At 37.9% G+C, this 14,508-nt stretch carries 13 protein-coding genes; 12 read left to right on the top strand and 1 reads right to left on the bottom strand.

Annotated elements, in window-relative coordinates; translation table 11 throughout:
* Nucleotides 1-406 precede the first annotated feature (406 nt).
* The 11 genes from KQI83_RS16470 (at nucleotide 407) to KQI83_RS16420 (ending at nucleotide 12,028) form a co-directional block, all read left to right on the top strand.
* The gene (locus KQI83_RS16470) at nucleotides 407-616 is read left to right on the top strand and encodes a chemotaxis protein (RefSeq protein ID WP_216560370.1); all 210 of its coding nucleotides are present in this window, start codon (nucleotides 407-409) and stop codon (nucleotides 614-616) included.
* A gap of 85 nt (nucleotides 617-701) precedes the next feature.
* Nucleotides 702-1,655 (top strand): L-lactate dehydrogenase, encoded by a 954-nt coding sequence (locus tag KQI83_RS16465; RefSeq protein ID WP_216560367.1) that lies wholly within the window; start codon nucleotides 702-704, stop codon nucleotides 1,653-1,655.
* A gap of 4 nt (nucleotides 1,656-1,659) precedes the next feature.
* Entirely contained in the window at nucleotides 1,660-2,115 is a 456-nt protein-coding gene (locus tag KQI83_RS16460; protein WP_216560364.1) for a subtilin biosynthesis sensor protein SpaK, read from the top strand.
* Nucleotides 2,116-2,230: 115 nt separating this feature from the next.
* Nucleotides 2,231-3,154, top strand: coding sequence for a DUF4190 domain-containing protein (locus KQI83_RS16455; protein WP_216560361.1), 924 nt, complete (start codon nucleotides 2,231-2,233; stop codon nucleotides 3,152-3,154).
* A 116-nt stretch (nucleotides 3,155-3,270) separates the two neighbouring features.
* Nucleotides 3,271-3,915 (top strand): HAD family hydrolase, encoded by a 645-nt coding sequence (locus KQI83_RS16450; protein WP_216560358.1) that lies wholly within the window; start codon nucleotides 3,271-3,273, stop codon nucleotides 3,913-3,915.
* 24 nt (nucleotides 3,916-3,939) lie between these two features.
* The gene (locus tag KQI83_RS16445) at nucleotides 3,940-4,341 is read left to right on the top strand and encodes a hypothetical protein (RefSeq protein WP_216560355.1); all 402 of its coding nucleotides are present in this window, start codon (nucleotides 3,940-3,942) and stop codon (nucleotides 4,339-4,341) included.
* Between the two features lie 105 nt (nucleotides 4,342-4,446).
* The gene (locus tag KQI83_RS16440) at nucleotides 4,447-4,740 is read left to right on the top strand and encodes a hypothetical protein (RefSeq protein ID WP_216560352.1); all 294 of its coding nucleotides are present in this window, start codon (nucleotides 4,447-4,449) and stop codon (nucleotides 4,738-4,740) included.
* A gap of 13 nt (nucleotides 4,741-4,753) precedes the next feature.
* Nucleotides 4,754-5,095 carry a hypothetical protein gene (locus KQI83_RS16435; RefSeq protein ID WP_216560349.1) on the top strand — a complete coding sequence of 114 codons (342 nt, stop codon included), beginning with the start codon at nucleotides 4,754-4,756 and terminating at the stop codon, nucleotides 5,093-5,095.
* Between the two features lie 11 nt (nucleotides 5,096-5,106).
* Entirely contained in the window at nucleotides 5,107-10,488 is a 5,382-nt protein-coding gene (locus KQI83_RS16430) for a DUF6531 domain-containing protein (protein WP_216560346.1), read from the top strand.
* Entirely contained in the window at nucleotides 10,454-11,032 is a 579-nt protein-coding gene (locus tag KQI83_RS16425; protein ID WP_216560344.1) for a DUF5104 domain-containing protein, read from the top strand. Before KQI83_RS16430 ends, KQI83_RS16425 begins: the two co-directional genes overlap by 35 nt.
* 156 nt (nucleotides 11,033-11,188) lie before the next feature.
* The gene (locus KQI83_RS16420; RefSeq protein ID WP_216560340.1) at nucleotides 11,189-12,028 is read left to right on the top strand and encodes a formate/nitrite transporter family protein; all 840 of its coding nucleotides are present in this window, start codon (nucleotides 11,189-11,191) and stop codon (nucleotides 12,026-12,028) included.
* Here KQI83_RS16420 and KQI83_RS16415 read toward each other — a convergent pair.
* A complete protein-coding gene (locus tag KQI83_RS16415) occupies nucleotides 12,023-13,042 on the bottom strand; it encodes a LacI family DNA-binding transcriptional regulator (RefSeq protein WP_216560337.1) in 1,020 nt (339 codons plus the stop codon). The two genes, KQI83_RS16420 and KQI83_RS16415, sit on opposite strands and share 6 nt — an antisense overlap.
* Nucleotides 13,043-13,234: 192 nt before the next feature.
* On the opposite strand from KQI83_RS16415, the gene KQI83_RS16410 reads away from it, so the two are divergent.
* Nucleotides 13,235-14,503 (top strand): extracellular solute-binding protein, encoded by a 1,269-nt coding sequence (locus KQI83_RS16410; protein ID WP_216560334.1) that lies wholly within the window; start codon nucleotides 13,235-13,237, stop codon nucleotides 14,501-14,503.
* Nucleotides 14,504-14,508 lie beyond the last annotated feature (5 nt).

Here is a 14,508-nt window from a genome sequence, read left to right as displayed (position 1 = left end):
TTATGAATTGATTAAAATAATCGCCTCAGTTTACCAGACCGGGGGCGATTATTTTTTTCGTGATTTATTACCGAGTGTATATCCAAGTCCAAAGCAGCTTAAGCCAAAACTTAAAACTGCAATGAGACCTTCAAGAGTCAACATTGGCATCCCTCCTTTGCAAGATTTCATACAAGATGATTTCTATGTAATCAGAGGGTCACAATCCCTCTGCTGAAGGACTAACCGCCTACCGAATAGGGTAGCACCCAATCCATAATAACAGTAATATGGATATTATGCAACGATAATTCAACCGAATATTGTTCTTTTTGATGTAAAATAAACAATTATTGAAACCTGGTTAACCCTATGATATTATATGTATTGTGAAATGTAATATCAAAATTGTGGAGGTGTACGAAAAATGCCAAAGGGAAAACCAAATAAGCAAACAATAGCTTCAGAAAAATATCAAAAAAAAGCTGGATATATGGTAAAGGGGTTTAAGTTAAAACGTGATATAGTAGAAGAATTTGAGAAGGCTTGTAAAGAAGCAGGAATTAGTCAAGCGGCACAAATAACTAAGATGATGAAAGAGTTTGTAGAGAGAAATGAAAGTATAAAAGATATGTGAGAAGTGTTGGGATAGTTTTTTTCACTTGCAAGATGTGAAGGAATACAACAAAATATCATCTATATCCCATAAAGGAGAACAATTTATGTCAAAAAATAGAAAAATAGTAATTATCGGAGCAGGACATGTAGGCTCCCATTGTGCATATGCTTTGGCAATTCAGGGGATATGTGAGGAAATTGTACTATTAGATGTGGATAACGTGAAGGCAGAAAGTCATGCCATGGATGTTGCAGACTGTGTATGTTTTTTGGGAAGTTCTGTGATTGTGCGAACAGGAGCGTATGAAGACTGCAAAGATGCAGATATTGTGGTGATTAGCGCAGGCGTGCCAAGACTTCCGGGACAGACCCGATTAGATACCTTGGGAGCTTCCATGGAGTGTATGAAAGAGATTTTGTCCCATTTGAAAAAGATAGAGATTCCGGGCATTATCATTACCATATCCAATCCGGCAGATATCATTGCCAATTATATTCGAAAAGAAATGGGGCTTCCAAGAAACCGGGTATTTAGTACGGGAACATCCCTTGATACTGCAAGAATGAAAAGAACTGTGGGAGATTTGTGCAAGGTAGATACTCACAGTGTGGTAGGTTTTGTGTTGGGAGAACATGGAGATTCCTCTATGATACCATTTTCACATCTTACCATATGCGGAAAAGACTATAAGGAACTCAAACAAGAGGATGCAACACGGTATGGTGCACTTTTGGAAGAAAAAATATTAGAGAGAACTCATTTAAGAGGAATGGATATTATCAATGGAAAGGGTTCCACAGAATTTGGAATCGGTTATGTGCTGGCAGATATGGCAAAGGCAGTATTGCTAGATGAACACAGAGTACTTCCTGCATCCGTACTTTTAGAAGGAGAATACGGACAAAAAGGTGTACATGCAGGCGTTCCTTGTGTAATTGGAAGAAGCGGAATAGAGCAGGTGATTCAGTTGAAGCTGACAGAAGAAGAACAAGCACAGTTTGAAGCATCCTGCAATATTATCCGAAAATACATGGAAAATGAAATAGAAGCGAGGTAAGAAAATGAAATATAAAACAACAGACGAATGGAATAACTTTTCTTTTACAGATGCATACGTTGGGGATATTCAGGCAACCAGTGGATTTTTTCATATGGAGCTTGATAATGTAAAAATACTTTCGGAAAACTCCTGTAATCGAGATATACGAAAAATGCGTACCAATGGATTGGTATTAAAGTTGGAAGATTACAAGATAGTATCATTCATTGAAGAAGGATATAAGTTATACGATGCAAACGGAAAGCCTATGAAGGTGGTTGAAGACACTGTGATTGAGGAAAAAGATTATAACTCAGGACTGAAAGAGCTGGTAGAAGGCGTTATTTATACCTTAGAAAAAGCGGAAGATACTTATATTTTTTCCATAGATGCAGTAAACGAAAGAACTTATGAGTTAAAAGTGCAGGCAAGTCATGACGTAGAAGAGTGGGAGCGTTTCTTTAACTTAGAATCATAAAAAATTATTTTGTAAAAAAGTTTTTATATAATGCAACATTTCTGATATAACAAAAGTGTTATAGTTAGAGAACAAGTTAACAGGAAACATTTAGAAGGAAAACTAGGAGGAAAATATGAATAATAATAAGTGTGGATTTGGAATTGCATCTTTGGTAGTGGGAATAGCATCTGCTACGATATTGTTTATAGGAGGTTCTGTTTTAGGGCTTCTTGGATTGATTTTTGGAATCGTAGCTTTAAGACGTAAGGAGTGCAATAAGGGGTTTGCCATTGGCGGAATTGTAACATCATGTATCGGTATGATATTTGGAATTCTAGTAATTATCGGTTGTGTGTTTTATCAGGATGAGATACAGGAATTGGGACGTGAAATTTTTGGTGAAACACAGGAATATGATGAAGACAGTAGCAGATATAAAGATGTAGAGGATGGGAAGAAAAACTCTAGAAAAGACAAGAAAAAAGACCAGGATAGCGAGGATTGGGATAGCGATATTGACTGGGATGATGATGACTGGGATAGCGATATCGACTGGGATGATGATGACTGGGATAGTGATATTGACTTAGATGACGATGACTGGACAACAGACGATTCTAACAAATCCCAAAATTATTATGGTACAGATGCATTTGCCGGAAACAGTTATTCTGCTGGTGATGATTCCGTTATTTATTTCCAAACCGATGGTACATTTGAATGGTATTTATCAGCGGATGATACCAGTGCCAATTATTATAATGGTACTTATGAGGTGTATACAGGAGAAGATGCATTGGAGTATATAACCGTAGATTTGTCTGATTACGGTGTGACAGTGGATGAAATGTATGAGTTTTTTGTGCAAAATGCAGATAACGAGTTTTACCAGATGTCCAATTTATGTTGTGTAGTATTACATAATGATGAGAGAATGATGGATGGAAAGTTAGAAAGTATGGGAAAAGACACCTATTATATGGGATTTTATCAGGATGGATATTATGATGCAGCCAATATGGATACTGGTAATTATGCACAATTTACAATGAGATAAGAGATTCCCCTCAAGATAAGGGCAAAAAGTAGTTGACATACCCTTATTTTGAGGGGATATTAGTATAAGGACTTATTTTAAATGCATGTGACAATAAAAGCGAAGGAGGTCCAAACGTGAAAAGCACAGTGATTTTCGATTTAGATGGAACCTTAATTGATACAGAAAAATACTTTAAAGTATTTTGGCAAAAAGCAGCAGAGAAAAATGGTTATGCAATGAGTGAGGAGCAGGCATTGCAGTTGCGAAGTCTTGGAAGGCCTTATGCACCAGAATTGTTGAAGAAATGGTTTGGTGCAGACTTTGATTACATAAAGGTTCGGGACGATAGACGAGAAATGATGCAGGAGCATTTAAAACAGGTAGGATTAGAGAAAAAGCCCGGGGCAGAACAGGCATTAGAACAGTTGAAAAAACGGGGATGTCGCATTGCACTTGCAACAGCAACGCCTACAGAGCGGGCAAAAGAGCAATTAGAACAAGTGGAACTTCTTACATATTTTGATGAAATTGTAAGTGCAGTTCAGGTAGAACATGGAAAACCTGCACCGGATGTTTATTTGTATGCCTGTGAAAAGCTTGGAGTCAAGCCACAGGAGGCATATGCTGTGGAAGATTCACCTAATGGAGCAATGTCAGCAATTACAGCAGGGTTAAAGGTTATTTTTGTTCCGGATCAGACACAGCCGGATGCAGAGCTGTATGAGCAGATTTATGCATGTATTCCTAATTTATTGCAGTTAGTGGATGTGGTAGAGTGACGAAGATGAAAAGTGAGCAAATATATGAAAAAGAAATTAGTTTTAGCCAGTAAAATAGCATTTGGAGTATTTTTACTCTTACTTTTGGGAGTATGTATGATAATGGCATATGGAACAGAGGGAAAGACATCAACATGGTTTGCTTTTGTGCTGATTCCATTTGTAATCGCAATGATAGTGAACGGAATTCTTTTCGTCATTGAATTCGTACTGGAGGTACGGGAACTTTGGAAGGATAATGGAATATTAGGTATAGTGCGTATTCTGATAGAAGGAATGATTGCTATACTGGTATTTATGGGATGTGATTTCCTTATGGATGGAAGCGTGGAAAGAATTCGAAGCTATGTGATATATGGTGTTGTTTTAGTGATTATGATGAGTGTTATAAATTATTGGAAGAGAGTAAAAAAAGAGAGATTTTGATAATTTTTGTATGAAAGTTGTAACAGAAAATATTGACGCAAAAATACAAATAGACTACAATAAAAATTGTATATATATTTTATGTTAGTGAGAGGGGGGAAAGCAATGGGTGAAATCAAAGTAGCTAAGAGTGGATTCCAGACAGCAAAAGTACGACAGAGAGCGGCTATGAACGAACTTCAGACAATCTATAAAGAACAAAAAAAGATGTTTGAAAATCTGAAGGGCAACTGGAGTGGAAAAAGCGCAAGAGCTTTTGCGAACGGAAGTAGAGAACTCTTGTGTGAGAATTTAATGGCGCAATTGGCATTAAAAGATTTGAATCGAAAAACAGCATTTGCAGAGTTTACATTTAAAGATGCAGATCAAACTTTGAAGAAAAACATTGAAAAGAAATAAGGAGGAGTATAAAATGAGTTGCCGTTGTTCGGAAATAAGTAGGTGTAATAGGGATATTACCACATTAGGTCAGATGATTCATCAGTTGACACTATTAAGATCAGAAGATGCGAAGGTAAAGGGCGAATTAGAGAAGCTTGGAGATGCAAGTTATACTGCAATTACACCAAGAAATATTCTTAGTCTGGTATCTTACGAAGAAAAATTAAATGATCCAATCAGTCGGTTACGAAAGAGTATGTTGGGAGATTGTATCGATGAAAAGAGACGTTTAGAAGGTATTTGCAAAAGTATGCAAAACGAAGATAACGCTTATCATAAAGAAGAGGAAGAGAAAAAGAAGAATAATCAATAAGGGAGAAAAAAATGAAAAAATTTTCTATTGACATGTCTGTGCTCCGGACAACAATTAATGAATTGGAGCAGTCTATAAAGCAGATTAATACACTGAAGAAAAAAGTAGTACAGGCTAACCTGGAATTAACAGAGAGTCAGTGGTCAGGAAAATCTGCAAAGAAATTTCAGAAAAACAGTTCAAAGTGGCGTAATAATTTCCAAGAACATATTGAAAATCTGAATAAAATGCAAGAAACGTTAAAAGAACAGGTGTTGCCAAAGGTATTGAATTTGAATAATCAGGCAAATGCCATGTCTATTTGTGTGGGCGGAAGTGCCAGAAGTTATAGCGAATTAGGAAAGGTTACTTTGGATTGGAACAGTAAAACAGAGGTATGCAATCTGTGTGATAAGATTATTGTAGAGTATGAAACCTATGTAAATCAGCTATCACAGTTGAAAACATTGAATGGAAAGTTGTGTTATACAGGATTTTCCGTGGCTTCTGAGGCTGAAAGTGCAATTACTGAAATCCACAATGTACAGCATATGTTGCGCTCATTAAAAAGTGCTATGAATACTTACCAAAATAGTGTGGAAGAATTAGAGTCTACTATGGTAGCCGCAATGGAAGAAATTGAGATGCCACAAGAATGGGCAAAGGGCGCGAATTTGTTGTTGAGTCGATTAACAATTGCTTGTGGAGATTTGAATATAACAAAGCTTTTAAAAGAATTAATTAAGATGCTAAAGGGATTTCGACATGATTGTTGTGATTATGGCGGAGACCCAATTAATCTTGCAACCGGAAATTTTGCTTATCACAGAGAATATTTACAGCAAAAGGGATTATATCCCATGGAGTTTTCTATGGTGTATAACTCTGTGGAACGACAGGATGGTGCATTAGGAAACGGCTGGGTACATAATTATCAGATTTATTTGATAAAAAATCCACAAAGTGTAGTATTACATTGGTCAGATGGACGGGAAGAGACTTTTATCCGAGAAGGGGAAGGACAATATTCTCATATCACCGGGAAAGGTGATACCCTGATGGAAATAGTAGAAGGGATGGTTTATAAGACTGAGCTTGGTGTAAAGTATACTTTTGATAATGAAGGAAGAAATACCAAAATAGAAGACAGTAATGATAACTGGCTGAAGCTTTCTTATGATTTTGCAGGAAGATTAGCAGAAGTGAAAAGTATATCCGGAGAGACCTTGCGATATGCATATAATGAAGAAGGTTTTATATCAGAAGTATCTGACGGTGCAGGTCGAATCGTACGACTTTTCTATACAGAAGGGTATCTGACAAAGGTAAGTGATGAGGAAAACAATACTTTCCGCTATGCTTACGATGCCAACGGAGCATTAAGCGAAATTATCAATGGTAGAAATATTCAGAGTCTTGGAAATGAATATGATGCCCAGGGACGTGTCATTAAGCAAAGCTATCCGGATGGCGGATGCATGAAGTTAGAATATGATGACGAGAATAGAATTGTCCGTGTTACAGAACAAAATGGAAATGAAGTAGCGTATGTGCATGATGAATGTTTCCGAAGCGTAGAAACCATTTTTACAGACGGAAAGGTGCAGTATGCGTATAATGATAGAAATCAAAAAACGCAGGTTATAGATAAAAGAGGATATAAGACCACTTATGATTATGACAATGCCGGAAATCTTTCCATGGTAGTAAATCCTATGGGTGAAAAGCTGGAAATGACCTATAATGCGATGCATTTGATGACAGGAGTCAAAATATGTGACGAGGAATTTTTGCATAGTCAGTATGACCTGAGAGGAAATTTGGTTTGCAGAAAAGATGCACTGGGAAGAGAATATCGGATATCCTATAGTAAAAGCGGAAAGCCAATTAAGGTAAAACAGCCGGATGGAAGTAAGATTGCGCTTACCTATGATGAGCATGGAAACGTCAGCTCCATTCAGGAACCTTTAGGTGGAGAAGTACATTATGAGTATAATGAATTAGGACAGGTAACCGCCACCACAGATGGAAATGGAAATCGTACCGAGTATGCGTATAATCAACGTGGACATATTGTTGCCATAACCAATGCAGAGGGAAATACAAAGCATATCCAGTACAATGAGGCAGGAAAAGTAACCTGTATTGAAAATTTCGATGGAAGTAAAATTCAGTGCGAATATAATGAGATTAATAAACCTTGCAAAATAATTGATCCGGAAGGAAATGTGACACAATTTGAATATGATAGCATGTGGAATATGACTTGCCGGACAGAAGCCAATGGTTCAAAGACAAGGTTTTTCTATAACAAGCTGAATCAGTTAGAACGTATTGTAAATGCAAAGGGTGCAGAGATACGTTATGAATATGATCCCAATGGAAATAAAGTGGGAGTTGTAGATTCCAATGGCAGCAATGTAAAAATGGAATATGATGCATTGAATCGTTTGATTGCATTGACAGATGCAGATGGAGCAGTAAGTCATATGGCATACAACCAATTTGGTCAGCAGATAAAAACCATAGATGCAATGGGAAATGTACGAAGAAATGTATATGATAAAGCAGGACAAAAGATTGCAGCAATAGATGCCAGAGGAAATAAGACTACTTATGAATACAATGCATTAGGAAAAATCAGTCGTATAATCGATGCAGCAGGTCAGGCGATAGCTTACGAATATTTACCGGGAGGACTGTTGGAAAAGGTAATCTATGAAAACGGAACTTCTATAAGCTATACATATGATAAAAACCGCAACGTTAAGAGTCGTACCAATCAGGAAGGCTATACCTTCTATTATACCTACGATTCTATGAACCGTATTATTGAGATAGCAAGCAGTGACGGACAGCATAAGCAATATAGTTACAATCCGTTGGGAAAAGTAAGTTCCGCAACAGATGGCAATGGAAATACAACCAAATACTTTTATTCTCCGGCAGGACATCTGATTCGCGTAGAAGATGCCCTTGGAAACAGTACACATTATAGCTATGACGAGATAGGAAATTTGTCAGAAATTTCACAATGTGGACTGGAACCGGAACTGACAGAGGCTTGCAAACAGAATGAAAGAAACCAGAGTCACCACTTTGTACAGTATCAACGTGATATTTTAGGACATATTGAAACAGTTACCGATGCCCTTGGAAATCAGGAACATTATACTTACAACGAGATGGGATATTTGGTAGAAAAACAGGATAAAGAAGGATTTGTCACTACCTTCGGTTACACAAAGGGAGGCAAGTTATCTGAAATCCAATATGCAGATGGAAATTCTGTAAAATTAAGTTATAATCCATTAAAACAGTTAGTAGAAATTCAGGATTGGCTTGGAACTACCAAGGTTGAAGTGGACGAACTGGGAAGAGCCGAAAAAGTTACAGATACCAAAGGAAGAGAAGTACATTATAAACGTGATGCATTTGGAAATTGTGTGGAAATGCAATATCCGGATGGAAAGACAGTAGAGTATGGATATGACCAGTGGAGACGTTTGACTTCGTTAAAAGATGAACACGGTGAATTCCATTATAGTTACGATAATAACAACAGATTGTGCGAAAAGGTATTTCCAAATGGAATGAAGACCAATTATACCTATGGCATAGACGGAATGATACAACAGTTGTCACATTGGGACAAAGAGGGCTTATTAGAGGATTACAAGTATCAGTATGATACGGTTGGAAATCGAGTAGGCATTCAGCGTGAGCGCAGAGGATTGCCGGAGGAAAGCGGTAGTTACCATTATGGATATGATGCATTAAATCGTTTGATTGCAGTAGAAAAAGAAGGAACACTTTTACGCAGTTATGGATATGATGCATATGGAAATCGTAGCTTCATGGAAAAAGAAGGACAAAGAACCGAATATTTCTACAATGAGGCCCAACAACTGATGCAATCAGTAACAAATGGCAGTCAGACAGAGTATGCGTATGATAAGCGAGGAAATCTGATTCAGATGCTGGAAAATGGTGTACAGAGTCATGGATATGAATATGATTGTCGTAACCAGATGTACCAGGCATTTGATGATGCCGGAAGAAGGTCAGTTTATACTTATAACGGACTTGGAATGCGTGTGGAGGAGCAGAGATTTGCGGGAGAAAATCCGCTGAAAACGGTGGAATTTGTTTTAAATCAGACCAGACGTTATCACAATCTGTTACAACAGGTAGAAGATGGAAACACCAGAGACTTTTTGTGGGATGGAAATGTAGTAGGTGAAACAAGCAAAGAGGATACATACTACTATTTACAAGATGAAATGGGAAGTCCGGTGCGTTATCTGAATGCAGATGGTGATGTGAAGGAAAATTACGCTTTCGATGAATTTGGAAATGATTTGTACCGGAAAAAGGAACAGTTACAGCCATTTGGTTATACGGGATATTATCAGGATATGACGGCTGGCACTTGGTTTGCTCAGGCGCGAGAATATATGCCGCAAACAGGAAGATTTGCAGCACGAGATAAAGTGAAGGGAATGCCGATAGCTCCGTATACGTTAAATGAATATAACTATTGTTGGAACCGTCCATTAGCATTTGTGGATTATGATGGAGCATTTCCAAGTCTTGAGGAGATAACAGGCTCCATAGAAGCAGGAGTCCAGGAAATGGGCGATTGGTTGGATGAGCAGATAGCTAATATCGGACCAACAGCAGATGCGGCTACTGCAGGATTTTTTACAGCTACGGATTATGTTTGGGAACATTATATTCCGAATCCAATAAAAGAAGACCTAGCAGATAAAGGTCGAGAGAAAATAGGAAAACTCCGTGATTTCGTGGAAAAAGACAGATTTTTTGGAATAGATATTAGTGATGTTATGGCATTTGCGTCCATGACTCCTATCGGAGAAACGTTCTTAGATGCTTTTTCTTTCACAAGAACTAAAGATGGCGTATATCATTCAGATAGAGAGTGTTGGCAACAGTATTTTGGTTATAATGATGTTTATGATTATGCATTTGGTGCAGCTACTTCAATGAAACCGAAGAAATATCAGTTTCAGATAAAAGACGGAACTACTTACACTATTTGGATGTGGAAAGGTGATTACTTAAATCTTGGAGCAGGATGCGAAACAGGAATTTATGTAGGAGATGGATTCCATGTGGAATGTGGAACAGGTACAAACCTTCATATGACATTGAATCTTTATGACAAGAGAACTGGAAAGAAGATATTTGAGTATGATCCGGATGAACCACAGTGGTGGATTACCGGATTTAATCCAAAGTTCCAGGACATGGATAGTGATAATTTGGATGTTCATGGAAGTATTGATTTTTCTGATGAACCGGAATTGTGGGAAGCATTTTTCAATAAGTATAAAAGAACAGAAGGATGGTGTTTTGATGAAGATAAAAAAATCGCGTACTATCACTGGTAAAAAGAACTGGATGTTAATGGTGCTTGGATGTGTATTGGCATTTCAGTTAGTTGGATGTGGTTCCAAAAACAAAACAGCCAGCGAATATAGAGCAAAGGTTTTAAAAGAAGATAACGATATGGCAGAGGATATGAAAAACTCTGTCATCGATGCCTTAGAGAAGCAGGATGCAGAAGCACTAAAAGGATTGTTTTCTAAGTATGCATTGGAAAATGCCGAAGATTTGGATGGAAAAATAGAACAACTAATGGCGTTTTATTCCGGAAGTGATAAGTCATCCATAGAAGGCGGAATGGCAAGTTCAGAAGGAGGAAAAAACTATAAAGAGTGGATATTAAACAGCACCTATACACTGGAAAATAATGGACAAAAATATGAAATGTGTATTGTAACAATTCCTCTGGATGAGAAAGAACCGGATAAGGAAGGACTGTATTTGGTAGAAGTTATGACAGAAGATGCAGAACCGGAAGATTTCAAGTGGAGAAATGAAGATGATGACCCGGGAATCTATGTATTAGACCCACAGGAAAAACACTGGTAAAAGAATAAAGGTTTCCTCGGACAGTGCTCCTCATACCTTGACAAATATAAGCCCACTTAGTAAAATGAAATAGCAAAGTTAGATATATATAACTCTGATTAAAATCAATAAATACATAAGATGGAGTTGTATGGAAAAGGAGAACAAGAGGGAACCATGGAGAATCATATTTATACACCGGCACAGGTATTAGAGCTAAACATGCAGGCTGGCGAGAAGAAAGTTGTATTACCTGTGATTCGGTGTATTTTGCTCGGAATGATGGCGGGTGCGTTTATTGCCTTTGGCGCAGCAACCAGTAGTGCAACAGTACATCATATTGCAAATCAAGGAGTCGCAAAGGCATTAGCAGGTGCGATTTTCCCAGTAGGGCTTATGATGATTGTGTTAGTAGGCGGAGAATTATTTACAGGGGATTGCCTGATGATTGCCGGAGTAATGGACAAGCGCTTTGGTGTTGGTAAAATGGTAAAAGTTTTGGCAATGGTATGGATTAGCAACCTGATAGGGGCAGTTATCATTGCGGGCTTAACAGCTTACAGTGGCTTATTTGATTATAGTAATGGTGGTTTGGGTGCATTTATGATTAAGACCGCATATGGAAAGTGCACCATAGCACCAATGAAGGCAGTATGCTCAGGTATATTATGTAATATCATTGTATGTTGTGCAGTGTTAATGGCAACTGTAGCAAAGGATGCAGCAGGAAAAATAGCAGCAATATTTTTCCCGATTATGGCATTTGTCATTGGCGGATGGGAACACTGTGTTGCAAATATGTTTTATATTCCGGCAGGAATTTTTGCGGCAATGAGTGACAATTATGTGGCACAGGCAGAAGAATTATATGGACTTAGTGTCCAGCAAATTAGCAGTCATGTAAATGTGGCAGGATTTTTAGCAAATGTAATACCGGTTACCATTGGAAATATATTGGGTGGTATGGTATTTGTAGCATTGCCGCTTTATGTGATACATAAACAGAAGAAACTATAAGTTAATACGAGTAGTTTCTCCCTGAATCAGCAGGGGCAGTGTGGTAAAACTTTGAATTTGCAGGTCATGGTTGGCAAGTTTATGAAGAACCATCATACCGGCTTGTCTACCCATGTCATACATATTGATATCAATTACCGTTGGACGTGGGTCAATGATTGCAGAATAAGGATAGACGTCAAAAGTTAAAAAAGCAATATCGTCGGGAACACGAAGCCCGGATTTTTCAATAGCCTTGGATACTCCCAAGGCTATCATATTATTTTCACATACAATCGCTCTTGGTGGATGAGGGGATTCTAACAAGGAAAGGGTAGCGTGAAAACTTTCTGCAATACTGGAATCCGTATAGAGAATGTGTTCCTCTGATACTTGATAGCCGTATTTGTGCATTAATCCTAAGAAACCTTTTTGGCGTTGTGCAGAAATAATGTCAGTGCGTTTTCCACCAATAAAAGCGGTATCGGTGTAACCACAGGCAATCATGTGCTCGGCAGCAAATTCGCCGGCAAGGGTATGATTGGTGTCAATCCAACAAAGTTGATTAGAAAAGTTTGGGTGCCCGATGACGATGTGAGGATATTTTTCTTTGATGAAAAGTTGAGCGGTTTCTTCACTGATGGCAGAACCATGTACCACAATAGCATCTGCACATTTTTGAGAGATTACCCGAGCAACTGTTTCACCAGGATAAGACTCGTTGGAAGTGTTTACCAGAGTCATAGAATAGCTGGTCTCTGCCAGCGCATTTTGTACACCGCACATGATATCAAACATATGTGGATTTTTGTAGGCCTCATTCTGGGTTAAGGCAGTAAGGAATACAATGTTCATAGTATTTTGTCTTGCAAAGTTTACTGCACGGGCATTTGGGGTGTAATTTAATTTTTTAATAGCGGCTTGTACTTTTTCCTTGGTAGCAGGAGAAATAGTAGTCCACCCGTTTAGCACCTTAGAAACAGTGGAGATAGAAACGCCGGCTTCTTTTGCTACATCACTAATGGTAATCGCCATAGAAAAACCTCCTAAATAGTAAGACTAGAATATTGAACAAATCTAACTAAATAGTATAGCGCTTTCCTAACAAAGTCAATATTTTCTTTTTGAAAAAATTGACTTTATAGGCATTTATAGCAATAATAATATCAGAAGCAAGCTTCAAATAATTAAAAATAAGGAAAACGATTTCCTAAAGGAGGAAGAAATATGAAACGATTTTTATGTTGTTTATTATGTGGGTGCATGACTTTGGGATTGTTGTCTGGTTGTGGAAATAACAAAGACGAAGGCACAAAAGAGACAGGAGATAAAAAAGGAACAGGAAAGCAGGAAACGCAGGGGGATGCAGAAACCGTTGTTATCTGGCATGATGGTGATGAGGGCATTATGGACACCATTGCACACTGTGTAAATGAAGAATTAAAAGATGAGAATATTCAGGTGACGTTTGAGAAAAAGAGTGGTTTAACAGACCAGTTACAATTATATGGAAATGATGAAGCAAATGGACCGGATATGTATTTTTATGCACATGATTCCTTAGGAATGTTAGCAGAAATGGGAATTTTAGCACCAATTACAGATTTGATTTCTGAAAGTGATGAGGCAGATATGCTTCCAATGACATTAAAGGCAGGAACCTATAAAGATACTCAGTATATGCTTCCAGTATATTTTGAAACATTACTCTTTATGTATAATAAAGATTTGTGGGAAGGTGAAGTACCAAGTACCACAGATGAGTTATTAGCTTATATGGAACAACATACTGATACAAATGCAGGAACCTATGCAGTGGTAAATCAGCATTCCACCGCATACAATGTAGCTCCGATTATTAATGGATTTGGCGGATATATTATCAATGATTCCGCAGAACCGGGATTAGATAAACAGGAAACCAAGGATGCAATTGCTTATAATAAAAAATTTGCAGCATTACAGGCAGACGGAGATTATAATACAGTAACCACATTATTTAATGATGGAAAAGCAGAAGCCATAGTAGGTGGTCCATGGTTGGTGACAGGAATTAAGGATGCAGGTATTAATCTTGGAATTAAATCCTTGTCAGAGTTTACTTTACCAAACGGAGAAAAACTGGCACCTTATTCCGGAGTACAGGGGGTAGGTGTAATGAAATATGCAGCAGAAAATAAAAAAGAAGCCATTACAAGTGTTTTAAAAGCAATGGCAAGTGAACAGGTAGGAATTGATTTGGCAGTAAATGCAAATTGTGCACCTGCAAACCAAAAGGCTTACGAGGATGCGCAGGTATCTTCTGATGAAATGATAAGTGCCATGAAGACTACTGCGGATACCGCGCAGCCAATGCCGAATATTCCACAGATGAGTGTAATGTGGGGACCGGCAGAATCATTACTTGCAGCAGTAAATAAGTCAGGTGATGATGTAGAAAAGGCAGCGGAGCAGTACCAGAAGGAGGCAGAATCTGCGATTGCAGATATGCAGTAAAGGAA

Source organism: Roseburia sp. MSJ-14 (assembly GCF_018918225.1).
Taxonomy (GTDB): Bacteria; Bacillota; Clostridia; order Lachnospirales; family Lachnospiraceae; genus Petralouisia.
This window is presented reverse-complemented; position numbering and strand designations above follow the sequence as displayed.